This is a genomic window from Kitasatospora sp. NPDC001527, from assembly GCF_040298605.1.
In the GTDB taxonomy this organism is placed as follows: Bacteria; Actinomycetota; Actinomycetes; order Streptomycetales; family Streptomycetaceae; genus Kitasatospora.
In genome coordinates this window covers 235,267-249,275 of sequence record NZ_JBEPAM010000002.1, presented here as the reverse complement: position 1 = coordinate 249,275, position 14,009 = coordinate 235,267, and the positions used below count along the sequence as shown (strand labels likewise).

11 protein-coding genes are annotated in these 14,009 nt (G+C 76.6%); 8 read left to right on the top strand and 3 right to left on the bottom strand.

What is annotated here, in order from left to right:
• Positions 1-46: 46 nt before the first annotated feature.
• A complete protein-coding gene (locus ABT238_RS02950; protein ID WP_350564444.1) occupies positions 47-1,279 on the bottom strand; it encodes a sensor histidine kinase in 1,233 nt (410 codons plus the stop codon).
• Between the two features lie 139 nt (positions 1,280-1,418).
• On the opposite strand from ABT238_RS02950, the gene ABT238_RS02945 reads away from it, so the two are divergent.
• Together ABT238_RS02945 and ABT238_RS02940 are read left to right on the top strand one after the other, a co-directional pair.
• Positions 1,419-2,474, top strand: a complete 1,056-nt coding sequence (locus ABT238_RS02945; RefSeq protein WP_350755338.1) for an SAM-dependent methyltransferase — start codon at positions 1,419-1,421, stop codon at positions 2,472-2,474.
• A complete protein-coding gene (locus ABT238_RS02940) occupies positions 2,471-3,640 on the top strand; it encodes an NADH-quinone oxidoreductase subunit D (protein WP_350564440.1) in 1,170 nt (389 codons plus the stop codon). Before ABT238_RS02945 ends, ABT238_RS02940 begins: the two co-directional genes overlap by 4 nt.
• A gap of 52 nt (positions 3,641-3,692) precedes the next feature.
• Here ABT238_RS02940 and ABT238_RS02935 read toward each other — a convergent pair whose 3' ends face one another.
• Positions 3,693-4,523, bottom strand: coding sequence for a DUF3109 family protein (locus ABT238_RS02935; RefSeq protein ID WP_350755421.1), 831 nt, complete (start codon positions 4,521-4,523; stop codon positions 3,693-3,695).
• A gap of 343 nt (positions 4,524-4,866) precedes the next feature.
• On the opposite strand from ABT238_RS02935, the gene ABT238_RS02930 reads away from it, so the two are divergent.
• Positions 4,867-5,229, top strand: a complete 363-nt coding sequence (locus ABT238_RS02930) for a hypothetical protein (RefSeq protein WP_350564439.1) — start codon at positions 4,867-4,869, stop codon at positions 5,227-5,229.
• Between the two features lie 149 nt (positions 5,230-5,378).
• Positions 5,379-8,381: a toxin glutamine deamidase domain-containing protein gene (locus ABT238_RS02925; protein ID WP_350755336.1), complete on the top strand. Its 3,003-nt coding sequence runs from the start codon at positions 5,379-5,381 to the stop codon at positions 8,379-8,381.
• Positions 8,382-8,571: 190 nt separating this feature from the next.
• Here the strand turns inward: ABT238_RS02925 and ABT238_RS02920 are convergent, their stop codons facing one another.
• Positions 8,572-9,081: a GNAT family N-acetyltransferase gene (locus ABT238_RS02920; RefSeq protein WP_350755420.1), complete on the bottom strand. Its 510-nt coding sequence runs from the start codon at positions 9,079-9,081 to the stop codon at positions 8,572-8,574.
• A 154-nt stretch (positions 9,082-9,235) separates the two neighbouring features.
• Here ABT238_RS02920 and ABT238_RS02915 point away from each other — a divergent pair, with 154 nt between their 5' ends.
• The 4 genes from ABT238_RS02915 (at position 9,236) to ABT238_RS02900 (ending at position 14,004) form a co-directional block, all read left to right on the top strand.
• Positions 9,236-10,558, top strand: coding sequence for an SUKH-4 family immunity protein (locus ABT238_RS02915; protein ID WP_350755334.1), 1,323 nt, complete (start codon positions 9,236-9,238; stop codon positions 10,556-10,558).
• Positions 10,559-10,755: 197 nt separating this feature from the next.
• Positions 10,756-11,718: a Ppx/GppA family phosphatase gene (locus ABT238_RS02910; protein ID WP_350561583.1), complete on the top strand. Its 963-nt coding sequence runs from the start codon at positions 10,756-10,758 to the stop codon at positions 11,716-11,718.
• A 619-nt stretch (positions 11,719-12,337) separates the two neighbouring features.
• Entirely contained in the window at positions 12,338-13,165 is an 828-nt protein-coding gene (locus tag ABT238_RS02905) for a sugar phosphate isomerase/epimerase family protein (protein ID WP_350561951.1), read from the top strand.
• A gap of 32 nt (positions 13,166-13,197) precedes the next feature.
• On the top strand, positions 13,198-14,004 hold the full coding sequence (locus ABT238_RS02900) for a class I SAM-dependent methyltransferase (RefSeq protein ID WP_350755332.1): 807 nt from the start codon (positions 13,198-13,200) through the stop codon (positions 14,002-14,004).
• The last annotated feature ends 5 nt before the right edge of the window (positions 14,005-14,009 follow it).

Here is a 14,009-nt window from a genome sequence, read left to right as displayed (position 1 = left end):
GTCCTCGGGGGGAACGGCGGGGGTCGGTGGGCGTCCGGGCCCGGGATCAGTGGGCCGCCTTGAGCGGCAGCACGGCGCGGATCCGGAAGCCGCCGCCGGGTCGCGGCCCGACGTCCAGGCTGCCGCTGACCATGCCGACCCGCTCGCGCATGCCGATCAGGCCGTGGCCCTGGCCGTCGGTGCCGCCGGCGGCCAGCTGCTCGTCGGTGCTGCCGCGGCCGTCGTCCTCGACCAGCACGGCCAGCTCGCGCTCGCCGAAGTCGACCGCGACCCGGGCGTGCACGTCGGGGCCGCCGTGCTTGCGGACGTTGGTCAGCGCCTCCTGGACGATCCGGTAGACGGTCAGCTCGACGCCGCGCGGCAGCTCGCGCGGGTCGCCCGAGGTCGCGTAGTCCACGTGCAGGCCGGCCGTGCGGACCTGGTCGAGCAGTTCGGGCAGCTCCTCGACGCCCGGCTGCGGCACGTACTCCTCGCCCTTGCTGTCGGCGCTGCGCAGCACGCCGAGCAGCCGGCGCATCTCGACCAGCGCCTGCCGGCCGGTGGAGGCGATGGTGCCCAGCGCCTCCTTGGCCTGCTGGGGCGAGTTGTCCAGCACGTACGCGGCGCCGTCCGCCTGGACGATCATCACCGAGACGTTGTGCGCGACCACGTCGTGCAGCTCGCGGGCGATCCGCGCCCGCTCGGCGGCGACCGCTACCTTGGCCTGGGCGTCGCGCTCGCGCTCCAGCCGGGCCGCGCGGTCCTCCAGCTCCACCAGGTAGGCCCGGCGGACCCGGGTCAGCCGCCCCCACGCCCAGCAGAGGATGAACGGGGTGGTCATCATGCCGCCGAAGAACAGCGCCTCGGGGACGGAGTACTCGACGTAGCTGATGTCGCCGTCGGGCAGCCGGGTGGCCTTCATCGGGTGGAGCCGCCAGAAGACCAGCGGGCCGGCCAGCAGTCCGGCGGTCAGGGCCGCCCGGGACGTCCAGGGCCGGCCGAACGCGGCACCCGTGTAGGCGAACACCAGATAGGCGATGCTGGAGAGCGCCGGGTTGACGTCGAGCGCCACCTGGGTGAGGCCGACCACGATCGCGGCGGCCACCGTCAGGTCGGGGAACCGGCGCCGGAAGACCATCAGCAGCGGCAGCACGACGGCGACGACGAACTGGACCACGGCGCGCCAGCCGTCGTTGTCACTGCCCTCCTCCGGCAGGACGCCGAGGAGGAGCACCAACGCGGCCCAGGCGGAGTCGACCACCATGGGGTGACGGCGGAGCCAGGCGTTGAGTCGATGCACAGGTCAAGCCTAGGCAGCCGCGACGTGTCCCCAGGTCCGCCGGGAGAGCGATCCGGCCTACTCCCTAGGTCGGAGAGGCCGCCGTACCGATGCCGTACGGGTTGGGCGGGCGCGGACCGGATGTGTAACGTCCCGCCGCATGACCTGGATGCGGTGGGCGCCCGCGACGGAGCGCGCCCTCTACGGACCCGACGGCGGCTTCTACCGCAGGCCGGAGGGCCCCGCCGGGCACTTCCGCACCTCGGTGCACGCCTCGCCGCTGTTCGCCCGGGCGGTGGCCCGGCTGCTGCTGGAGGTGGACGCGGCGCTCGGCCGTCCGCGCGAGCTGGCCTTCGTGGACGTCGGGGCCGGGCGGGGCGAGCTGGTCGCCGGGGTGCTGGCCCGGCTGCCGCGGGAGGCGGGGGAGCGGCTGCGGGTGTACGCGGTCGAGCTCGCCGACCGCCCGCCGCTGCCGCCCGCCGCTCCGTCCACAGGCCTGTGGACGGAGCGGCGCTGGGCGGAGGTGCTGTGGACGGACGAGGTGCCGCGCGGGCTCACCGGGCTGCTGTTCGCCAACGAGTGGCTGGACAACGTGCCGCTGGACACCGGCGAGGTCGGCGAGGACGGGCGGCTGCGCTACCTGGAGGTGGAGACCGGGACCGGCGAGGAGCGGCTCGGCGCCCCCGTCGACGCCGCCGACGCGGCCTGGGCCGCCCGCTGGTGGCCGGCCGAACACCCCGGTGACTTCGCCGAGTTCGGCACCCCCCGGGACGCCGCCTGGGCGCACGCGGTGGCCGGCCTGGAGCGCGGGCTGGCCGTCGCCGTCGACTACGGGCACACCGCCGGACGCCGCCCACCGTTCCCCACCCGCACCGGCTTCCGGGCCGGCCGCGAGGTGGCCCCGGTGCCCGACGGCTCCTGCGACGTCACGGCGCACGTCGCGCTGGACGCCGTCGCCGTCCCCGGTCTCCACAGCCTGTGGACGACCCAGCGCGAGGCGCTGCGGGCGCTCGGCGTCAGCGGCGCCCGGCCCGCGCTCGCCCTCGCCTCCACCGACCCGGCCGGCTACCTGCGGGCTCTCGGCGAGGCCGGCGAGGGCGCGGAGCTCACCGACCCGGCCGGGCTCGGCGCCTTCGGCTGGCTCTCACAGAGCGTCCGCATGCCGGTACCGCCGAGCCTGGAGGCGCTGCCGGGATGGCAGACTCTCACCCCATGAGGGAGACCACGGTCGGCATCGGGGCGGGAGCCGAGAACTTCACGGGCGAGGCGGGCGCCACCGACATGGTGCTCAACATCGGCCCGCAGCACCCGGCCACCCACGGCGTGCTGCGCCTGCGGCTGGTGCTGGACGGCGAGCGCATCGTCAGCGCCGAGCCGGTGATCGGCTACATGCACCGGGGCGCCGAGAAGCTCTTCGAGGCCCGGGACTACCGGCAGATCATCATGCTGGCCAACCGGCACGACTGGCTGTCGGCCTTCTCCAACGAGCTCGGCGTGGTGCTCGGCGTCGAGCGCATGCTCGGCATGGAGGTGCCCGAGCGCGCGGTGTGGATCCGCACCCTGCTCGCCGAGCTCAACCGTGTCCTCAACCACCTGATGTTCCTCGGCTCCTACCCCCTGGAGCTGGGCGGGATCACCCCGATCTTCCACGCCTTCTCCGGCCGCGAGGACCTCCAGCACGTGCTGGAGGAGGCCTCCGGCGGCCGGATGCACTACATGTTCAACCGGGTCGGCGGCCTGAAGGAGGACCTGCCGGCCGGCTGGCTCGGCCGGGTCCGCGCCGCCGTCGCCGTCGTCCGCTCCCAGCTGCCGGTCTTCGAGGAGCTGGTGCTCGGCAACGAGATCTTCCGCGCCCGCACCGCCGGGGTCGGAGTCCTCACCCGGGCGCAGGCCGAGGCGTACGGCGTCAGCGGCCCGATCGCGCGGGCCAGCGGCCTGGACTTCGACCTGCGCCGCGACGAGCCCTACCTCGCGTACGGCTCCGAGGAACTGCGCCGGGTGCTCACCGTGGTCACCCGGGAGGAGGGCGACTGCCTGGCGCGCTTCGAGTGCCTGCTGGAGCAGACGGTCAACGCGCTGGACCTCGCCGACGCCTGCCTGGACAAGCTGGCCGAGCTCGCGCCCGGACCGGTCAACCTGCGGCTGCCCAAGGTGCTCAAGGCCCCCGAGGGCAGCACCTACGCCTGGACGGAGAACCCGCTCGGCGTCAACGGCTACTACCTGGTGTCGCGCGGCGACAAGACGCCGTGGCGGCTGAAGCTGCGCTCGGCGTCGTTCAACAACATCCAGGCGCTCACCGAACTGCTGCCCGGGACGCTGGTCGCCGACATGGTGGCGATCCTGGGGTCGATGTTCTTCGTCGTCGGCGACATCGACAAGTGAGCGGAGGAGGGGGCGGGACGGGCCCGCCCCCTCCTCCGCTCGCGGTCCGGCGCTACTGCTTCGCCTTGGACGCCTTCGGCTTCTTCGCCGGGTCCGCCGGGTGCGGGGCCACCTTCCGGTCGCCCTTGGTGGCGATCCGCTCCTCGCACAGGCCGGCCAGCACCGCGTACGCGGCCCGGCCCATCAGCTCGGTGAGCTCCGGGCGGTAGCCGACGTAGACCGGGTCTGCGCCCTGGTGGGCGTCCGGGCTGCCGGTGCACCACCAGTGCAGGTCGTGGCCGCCCGGGCCCCAGCCGCGGCGGTCGTACTCGCCGATGGTGACCTGGAGGTAGCGGGTGTCGTCCGGGCGGTCGATCCAGTCGTAGGTGCGGCGCACCGGCAGCTGCCAGCAGACGTCCGGCTTGGTCTCCAGCGGCTCGCGGCCCTCCTTGAGCGCGAGCGCGTGCAGGGCGCAGCCCGCCCCGCCGGCGAAGCCGGGGCTGTTCACGAAGATGCAGGCGCCGTTGACCCGCCGGGTCTGGCGGTCGCCGTCCTCGTCGAACATGGTGATGCCGCCGTCGGTCCTGATCCGGCCCTTGGCGTCGGTGCCGTGCGGGTGGTTCTCCCACAGCTCCGGGGTCAGCCGGGCCGCGTGGCCGGTGACGCGCTTCTCGTCGTCCTCGTCCGAGTAGTGCGCGCCCAGCGTGCAGCAGCCGTCGGACTCGCCCCGGCCCTCGCGGATGCCCTGGCAGCCCTGGCCGAAGATGCACGACCAGCGGGAGGTCAGCCAGGTCAGGTCGCAGCGGAAGACCTGCTCCGCGTCGTCCGGGTCGGTGAACTCGACCCAGGCGCGCGGGAAGTCGAGCGGGACCTCGGGACGGAGCTCGGAGCGGAGGACCGGCATCGCGAGGTCGACGGCGGTCGGGCCACCGGCCTTCGGCTTGGCCTTCTTGCCCTTGGAGGTGCCGCTGCTGTGCTGGGACGTGTCTGCTGCTGCCACTCGGCAAGGGTAGAGCCTTCGCGCGGCTTCGAACCGTCCGTGGCCACGGGGTTTACGACGAGTTCACCGCGCCCCGGCCGCCGACCGGGGCGCTGCGGCCGGGCGGCGGTGGGTGCGCGGCCGCCGTGAAGGCCGGGTGAAGCAGGGGGAAGACGGGTGAAGCCGGGTGAAGGGGCCGGCTGTGCGCGCCGGCCGGGGGCATGGGCGGGCCTAGGATGGCGGCCGGTGCGGGACGGGGAGGTACGGGATGGCCGGCGGCGGTAGCGAGTTCGTCATCAAGCCGTGGGAACTGCACGGCGAGGGGCGGGAGTTCGAGCGGATCTCGGCGGACTTCGGGAAGGCCGCCACCGCCCTGGAGCAGGGGCTCGCCGCACTCGGCGGCCCGTGGGGCGCGGACGCGCCGGGCAGCGGGTTCGCCGCCGCCTACCGGGAGGCGCACGGCGGGCTGGTGGGCGGGCTGCGCGGGCTGGCCGGGCGGCTCGGGACGGTCGGCGCGGGCCTGCACAGCATGGCGGAGCGGACCGCCGACACCGACAGTTCGGCGGCGAGCGGCTTCGCCGGGGGCACCGGCGGGGGCGGGCGAGGCGCCGGCAAGGACCGGTCGGCCTGACGCCGCCGGCGGACGCGCGCACCGCTCGGGGCCCGGCGTGCGTCTCTCCGTGGGGCGGAGCACCGCCCGGTACCGCTCGCCCGGGTCCGCATTCGCCCCGGTCCGCATTCGCCCGGTATCGCAGGGCCGTCCGTCGAAGGGGGAAGCACGTGTCCCGGAAACTGCCCGAGGAACTCGTCCCGGTCCTGGCCCGGACCGGCCACCGGTGGCCGCTGGCCGACGAGGAGGGGCTGCGCAGGGCGGCCGGGCTGTGGCGTGAGTTCGGCACCGAGGCGGACCGGCTCGCCAAGCGCGGCGGCGACGCCGCGCGGCGCGTCACCGGGGACAACTCCGGTCGCGCCGTCGAGGCCTTCGCCGCGTACTGGCAGGCGTTCCGCGGCGGCGGCAAGGGGCATCTGGACGACGCGCACGCCGCGGCCGGGCTGGTCGCCGGCGCCTTCGACGCGGCCGCCCGGGCCGTCGACTCCGGCAAGGCCGACATCGTCGCCGCCCTCAACGAACTGGCCGCCGAACTGAAGAAGGCGGAGGAGCAGGCCGCCCGGGCGGCGGCCGCGAAGGCCTCGGCGGCCCCGGCGGCCTCGGGCACGGGCGGGGTCTTCGACGCGGTGCGGCAGACCGCCGGCGCGGCCGCCGAACAGGCCGCCCGGGCGGTCGCGGCCGCCGCCGTCGAAGCCGCCCGGCTGAAGATCGGCGGACTGCTGGAGGAACTCGGCCGGGCCATGAAGGACGGCCTGGGCACCGCGCTGCGGGAGCCGGCCGTGGTCGCGCTGCTGCGCCTGGCGCCGCCCGGTGGGCCGGGCGTGCGGACGGCCGGGTACCCGGGTGGGGCCGGCGGGGCCTTCGACCCGGTGGCGGCCGGCCTGCCCGCCGTCCTCGGCGAGCCGGGCGTGCTCGGCGGTCCCGGCGGGACGGGGCTGGCGGTGGTGCTCGGCCAGGACGGCAAGCCGGTGGTGGGCGTGCCCGGGCTGGCCGTGAAGCTCGACGAGGCCGGGCGGCCGGTCCTGGACGAGCACGGCGAGCCGGTCATCGTGCGCGCCGACGGGACCCCGGTGGCGGACGCCGAGGGGCTGGTCGTGGTGCGGGGCGCGGACGGCCGGCCGGTGGTCGGGGTGGAGGACCTGGCCGTGAAGCTCGACGAGCACGGGCGGCCGGTGCTGGGCGTGGACGGGCGGCCGGTGCTGACCGGGCAGGACGGCCGGGAGATCACCGGGGTGCCGCTGGCCGGGCAGCCGGTCGGGCCGCCGGCGGGGCCGGGGGAGACGGACGGGCGGCACGGCCGCGGCCACGGCGGCGGCGATGGTGACGGCGACGGCCCGGGCGGTGGGGTGGACGGCGAGGGCGGTGACGGCCGTCGGCACGGGGCCGGTGTGCCCGGCGAGGGCGGGCCGGTGACGGCGGTGTCGGCCGGGGCGGACGTGGTGCTCGGGGCGGGGGTTTCGGGGGTGTTCGGCGGGGCCGGGGGCGAGCCGGGGCCCGAGGGCGTGGTGACCGGACCCGTCCCGGGCGGGCACGGGCACCGGCCGGGGCCGGAGGGGTTCACGGACGGTCCGAGCGGTGGCGGTGGCGGTGGCGGTGGCGGTGGCGGGGACCGGGCCCCGGCCGGGCCCGGTCCCGCGCCGGTCCACCACGCCGACGGGGGCGGGGGAGGCGGGGGAGGCGGGGGAGGCGGCGGCGGTTCGGTCGGCTCCCCCGGGCACGCCCGCGCGGCCGACGACGACTACCTGCTGCCGCCGGCCGCCGCGCCCGCGCCCGCGCCGAGCCCGGCGCACGGCGGGGGCGGCGGCGGGTACGCGGCCGGTCCGGTGAGTGTGCGCACCGACTCGGTGCTCGCGCCGCCCGCACCCCAGCCCGTCACCGCCTACGACCTCCCGGCTCCGGCCCCCGGCCCCGCGCCGGCTCCGGCTCCGGCTCCGGCCGCGGCCGGCTGGACGGCCGCGCCGCACGTCCCCCCGTCCGCCGGTTCCCACGCCGGTCCTCATGCCGCGCCGTTCACCGCACCGCCGGTTGTCGGTGGTGGCGGCGGGTCGGTCGGGCCGGGACCACTGGCCGTGGGCGCGGCCCCGGGCCCGGCGGCGGCGCCGGGGGCGGCCGGCGCGCACGGCCCCGCTCCGTTCGGCAGCGGGATCGGCGCGGGCGCCCCGGCGGGCCCGTCGCCGGCCGCCCCCGCGCCCGGATCCGCTCCTGCCCCCGGCGCCCCGGCCCCTCGCGCGGCCGCCGGGGCCGGGCACCCGGCCTTCGTCCCGGTGGGTGCCCCGGTGCCGCTGACCGTTCCCCCGCCCCCGGCCGCCCCGCCGACGGTCGGGCCCGGCGCGGGCACGGCCCCCGGGCCCGTTCCCGGCCCCGGACCCGCGCCCGGGCGGCCCGACGACCACCCGGACGGCCATCATCCGCACCGCCGCCGCACGGACGGCCCCTCCGCCGACGCCCAGGCCGGGCCCGCCTGGGGCGTGGTGCCGGTGGCCACCGCGCACGCGACCGCCCTCCACCTGGCCATGCGCGCGCTGCGCGCGGACGGCGGCGCGGTGACGCCCGTCGTCCGGCTGCGGACCATCGCCGACAGCCGGCCGACCGGCCTGCCCGGCGGGCTCGGCCCGGTCGACCCGGAGCACCAGCGCGAGATCGAGCGCCGGGCGCCCCGGGACGCCGACGGCCTGCCCGTCCGCCACCCCGACCCGGCGGCGGGCGGCTGGACCGAGGTGGTCAACGACGGCGGGTACCGCGCACCGGGGCGGGCCAACAACGGCCTGGAGATCGCCCTCTCCGCCGTGGACACCTTCACCGGCCGGCCGACCTGCGCGGCCCCGCGTGTGCCCACCGAGGGCGACGCGGGCGAGCGCGGCGGCCGCGACCGCGCCGAGCGCGAACTCGGCGCGCCGTTCCGCGACCTCGGCGACGGCGACCGGGCCTTCGCCCGCCTCGCGGGGGAGCTCCGCCGGGCGGGCCACGGCGCCCAGGCCGTGCTGCTCACCCTGGACGGCTTCGGCCGCCCGCACGCCTGGAACGCGGTGAACCACCAGGACACCGTGACCTACCTCGACCACCAGGCGGGCCGCCGGGCCCCGGCCCCCCTCCACCCCGCCGACCACGGCCTCTGGGCCATCGCCCTCACTCCCGAAGGCCGCCCCCTCGACCTGCCCGCCCCCACCCCGTGACTCCGGCGATCGCCTGCGCCGACCCCTGCTCCGCTCCGACCCGGGGGTTTTATGCAGACCGGTCTACAGATTCACCCTGGGAAAAGGTAGACCGGTCCACATATTCCGCCTTCGACGCAGCAGATTCTCTAGACCGGTCTGCATATTCGACCCCACCGGGCCCGCGAGTACGCCGTGCCAGGACCGTCGCTCAAGCCGGCGGCCGCCACTCGTGCTCCAGGATCGAGTACGTGATCGAGTCACGCCAGGCGCCGTGGACGAAGACGTGGTCGCGGATCCGGCCGTCCTCGGTCATCCCCGCACGCAGGAGGGTCCGCGCGGAAGCCTCGTTGAGGGGGGAGCGGGCCGCCCAGACGCGGTGCAGGCCGAGGCCGTTGAAGCCGAGCTCACACAGCAGATGCACGGTCTCCGTTCCGAGGCCGCGGCCCCACTCGGCCGGGTGGAGGGCGAACCCGATGGTGGCGGCCCGCTGCGGTTCGGTCGCCAGGCGCGCGTAGCCGGTCAGCCGGTGCTCGCCGGGCCCGGTGACGGCGAGGCAGTACCCGGTCCTCGGCGTGTCCCCGGCGGAGACGACGGACCGGCCGACGATGGACTGCACCTGCTCCCGGGTGCGGGGCTCGAAACCGAGGTGCCGGGTGGCCCCGGGATCGCCGTAGATCGCCAGAAGGTCGTCGGTGTCCCCGGGTTCGACTTCGCGCAGGGCCAGCCGGCGGCCCGTCCGGTGACCCCGCGGAGCCTACCCGCGGGGTCACCGGACGATCAGAAGCGGCGGGCGGAAGGAGGACGGCGGGGCGGTGTGAGGGGGGTCGGCACAATGAGGTGGGCGCGGTGGGGCTGGGCACGAGGAGTCGGAGGTGGCCGCGGTGGCGGTGACGAGGGCGGCGGCGATCGAGGCGGCGCACCGGTGGATCAACGGGGACCTGCCGACGGCGCGCGCCCGGCGGGTCCGTTCGCACGAGTTCGAGCTGGGCTGGGTGGTCTGGGCCGATCCGCCGCCGGTCCACGTGGACCCGCTGACCGGGGAGCGGCGGGCGCCCGAGGAGATCGGGGCGGCCTGCGCCGTGGTGGACCGGACGGACGGCCGGTTCACCGTCTGGCCGTCCGTCCCGGTGCCCGAGGTGGTCCGGCTGTACCGGGACTTCGTCGGCGCGGGCGGGTACGACCCCGCCCGGCCGCCCGCCACCGGTCGCGGCACCCGGGCCGAGCTGATCTACCGTGACGCCACCGGTGAGCAAAGGACCCTGGCCCTGCGTTCGGCACCCGGCCTGCCGCACCCGGCGCTGCGCGGCTGGTGGTGGCTGCGCGGGCAGGGAGTCCGCCCCGAGGAGGTGCTCGCCGTCCGCACCGACCTGCGGCCGAGCGCCCTGCCGGGCGGCTACTGGGCGTACGCGCTGACGGCCGAACTCCCGGCCGCGCGCCTCGACTTCGAGCTGCCGTACGGCCCGCGCTTCGACCAGCGGGCGGCGGCCGTCCGCGCGCTGCCGCAGGAGGAGGGCGCCGGGCCGGTCCGCAACCGGGTCCCGTTCCCGCGCGCCGCCGCGCCCGCGCCCGCCGAGGCCGAGCACGCGCTCGCGGAACGGCTGACCGCGCGGTTCGGGCCCGACGGCGTCCGGCGGTTCGCGCCGGCGGACATCGCGCGCGCCGACCTGCCGGCCGAGGACGCCCGGGTGCTGCTGACGGTCGGTGTGCCGACGGCCGTCGACGGCTACTTCGCCCTGCACGACCCGGGCCCGGACCCGGTCCTGGGCGGCGCGCGCCCGGACGGCGGCCTCCACGGGCCCGCCACCGTGCTCCCGCCGCTGGCCGACCACCTGGCGGCGGCGGGCCGCGGCACCCGGGTGGCCGAGCGGGAGCGCCGGGCGCTCGCCCCGCAGCTGGTGCTCGGCACGGACGGCTGGGCGCTGATCACCCTGGACACCGCCTGCGGCGCCGTCCGCGCCGTCGACCCCGACGACGCGACGGCCCGCCACTGCAACGCCTCGCTCACCGCCTTCGTGCGCTCCCTCGCCCTGTTCGCCGGCCGGCTGCCAGGCCTGCGCGGGCTCGACCCGCAGGCCGCCGGAGCGGCCGTCGCCGAATTGCAGAACGGCCTCGCGGCGCTGGACCCGGAGGTCTTCGCCGACCCGGAGAACTGGTGGGCGGTCGTCGTCGAGCAGCTCTGGGACGGCCTGCTCTGAACGGGTGGCGCCAGCAGACTGCGCCGAGCCCTCCGCCGCCCGGGTGAACGCCGGAACAACACCGTCCGAATACCGTTCGAACGACCCCGCCGCCCCGGGCCCGAAGCACCCCCCGCAGCCGCGATCAGTGCCCGGACCAGCACGAACACCGGCACGACCGGTCTCCTCCGGGCCGGGATCGCGTAGCGTGGAGAGTTATGCGACTCGGTGTTCTCGACGTAGGTTCCAACACGGTCCACTTCCTCGTGGTGGACGCCCATCCGGGCGCCGCACCCCTGCCCGCCTACTCCCACAAGGCCGAGCTGCGGCTCGCCGAACTCCTCGACGAGCAGGGCGCGATCAGTGAGGCCGGCGTCGAGAGGCTGATCGGCATGATCGCCTCCTCGCTGCGGGTCGCCGAGGACAAGGGCGTGGTCGACATACTGCCCTTCGCGACCTCCGCCGTGCGCGAGGCCGCCAACGGCGAGGCGGTGCTGCGCCGGGTCGCCGAGGAGACCGGAGTGGAGCTGCGGGTGCTCTCCGGTCAGGACGAGGCCCGGCTGACCTTCCTGGCGGTCCGTCGCTGGTTCGGCTGGTCCTCCGGCCGGCTGCTCAACCTCGACATCGGCGGCGGCTCGCTGGAGATCGGCTGCGGCCTGGACGAGCAGCCCGACGCCGCCTGCTCGCTGCCCCTCGGCGCCGGCCGGCTGACCGCCCGCTGGCTGCCCGGCGACGTCGCCGACCCCGAGCAGCTGCGCGGGCTGCGGCGGCACATCCGCGCCGAGATCGCCACCGTCGTCGGCGAGATCTCCCGCCTCGGCGCCCCGGACCACGCCGTGGCCACCTCCAAGACCTTCAAGCAGCTCGCCCGGATGACCGGCGCCGCCCCGGCCGACGCCGGCCCGTACGCGGACCGCCGGCTCACCCGGACCAACCTCGCCGCCTGGCTGCCCCGGCTCTCCGCGATGACCGTCGCCGAACGGGCGCAGATCCCGGGCGTCTCCGAGGGGCGGGCCAAGCAGTTGCTGGCCGGCGCGCTGGTCGCCGACGCCGCGATGGACCTGTTCGGCCTCGACGAGCTGGACGTCTGTCCCTGGGCGCTGCGCGAGGGGATCATCCTGCGCCGTTTGGACGCCATGGACAACGCCGCCGACCGCCGCCGGCCCGCCCTCACCCCCTGACGGCCGGTGCCCGGAACGGCCGGGCGGGCGGCGACCCGCTCCCCGTTCCGGGCGCCGTCCGCTTACGCTGTCTCCCGTGGCACCACCAGCGGGCGAGGACGGAACGCGGGAGGGCCGCGCTCCCGAGGACGGGCAGCCGCGGCCGGACATCCCGCGCCGCCCGGCCCACCGCACGGCCCCCGAGCCGCCCGCAGAGCCGGCCCCCGGGCCGCCCGCCGTCCGGAGCCCGGACCGGGCCCCCGGCACGCCCCCGACGGCGGTCCGCCGGGCCGCCCCGGCGGACCCGACGGACGCCCCCGCCCGCCCCCGCAAGCTGGGCAAGGCCGCCCGTGAGGCCGCCGGCGGCGTCGCCGAGAAGGCCGCCCGGAAGGCCGCCACCAGAGCCGCGGGCAAGGCGGCCGGCGCAACCAAGGCGAGTAAGACGAGCAAAGCGAGTAAGACGAGCAAGACGAGCAAGACGCCCCCCAAGGCCCCCGCCGCCCAGCCCGCGCAGCCCGCCCGCAGCACCCGCACCGCCCGCGCGGCCGGCGCCGCCAAGGCCGCCGTCCAGTCGGTGAAGTCCGTCAAGGCCGCCCGCCAGGCCGCCGCCCGCCCCCCGCTGCTGCGCACCACCGACCGCCTGGTGCTGCCCGCCCACCCGGCCCTGCACATCCCGGACACCAAGGTCGCCCTGTCCACCGCCTCGGTCTACCCGGCCACCACCGCGATCGCCTTCGAGCTGGCCGCCAAGCTCGGCTACGACGGCGTCGAGGTGATGGTCTGGAACGACCCGGTCAGCCAGGACATCGAGGCGCTGCGCCACCTCTCCGACGTCCACGGCATGCCGATCCTCGCCGTGCACGCGCCGTGCCTGCTGATCACCCAGCGGGTGTGGACCACCGACCCGTGGACCAAGCTGGTCCGCGCCCGGGCGGCGGCCGAGAAGCTCGGCGCGAGCGCGGTCGTCGTCCACCCGCCGTTCCGCTGGCAGCGCCAGTACGCCCGCGAGTTCGTCGAGGGCATCCACCGGATGGCGGGGGAGACGGACGTGCGGTTCGCCGTCGAGAACATGTACCCGTGGCGCTACAAGGACCGCGAGATGCTGGCGTACGCGCCGGGCTGGGACGTCACCGACGAGGAGTACCGGCACTTCACCATCGACCTGTCGCACGTCGCCACCTCGCGGGTGGACGCCTTCGCGATGGTCGAGCGGATGGGGGACCGGCTCGCCCACATCCACCTGGCGGACGGCTCGGGCTCCGGCAAGGACGAGCACCTCATCCCGGGCCGGGGCAAGCAGCCCTGCGCCGAGCTGCTGGAACACCTCGCCCGGACCGGCTTCGACGGCCACGTGGTGCTGGAGGTCAACACCCGCCGGGCCGCGTCGCCCGCCGAACGCGAGGCCGATCTCGCCGAGGCGCTCGCCTTCACCCGCTTGCACCTGGCCACCCACGCGCGCGTACGCTGACGGCACACGAACTGCCGTACTCAGGGGGAGACATGGCGGAACAGGACGGAACCCGTACCAGGCCCAGCAGCGACTTCCGCGGGCTCGCGGAGTCGTTCGGCGGGGTGGCGGCGGAGTACGACCGGGCGCGGCCCTCGTACCCGCAGGAGCTGTTCGACGAGCTGGAGCGGCTGGCCGGCCGCCCCCTGCGGGGCGCGCGGGTGCTGGACGTCGGCGCGGGGACGGGGATCTCGACCCGGCTGCTGGCCGCGCGGGGCGCCGACGTGGTGGCGGTGGAGCCGAGCGCGGGGATGGCGGCGCAGTTCCTGGCGAGCGGCCCGGGTCTGGCGCTGGTCCGGGGCAGTGGCGACGAGCTGCCGTTCCACGACCACTCGGCGGACTTCGTGACCTACGCCCAGGCCTTCCACTGGACGGCCCCGGAGCGCTCCGTCCCCGAGGCGGTCCGTGTCCTGCGCCCCGGCGGAGCGCTCGCCGCCTGGTGGAACGTGAAGGACAGCACCGTCGCCTGGGTGCGGGCGATGGGCGAGCGGCTCGCCGTCGCGCTGCCCGGGACCTACCACGGCTACGGTGCCACCAAGGAGATCGCCTCCCACCTCGCCCCGTACGGCCTGCGGAACACGCAGTCGGTCCTCCACTGGGAGCGGCGGATCACCGTCGAGCACCTGATCACCGACCTCTCCTCGCGCTCCTACCTCGCCGCGCTCACCCCGCAGCGGCGCGAGCCGCTGCTGGCCGTCGAGCGCGAGGCGCTGCTGGCGGAGTTCCCGGACGGCTGGGTGATCGAGCCGTACGTGCTGTACCTCAACGTCGCGCTCACCCCGGCCCGAAGCCGCGCCTGAGCCCG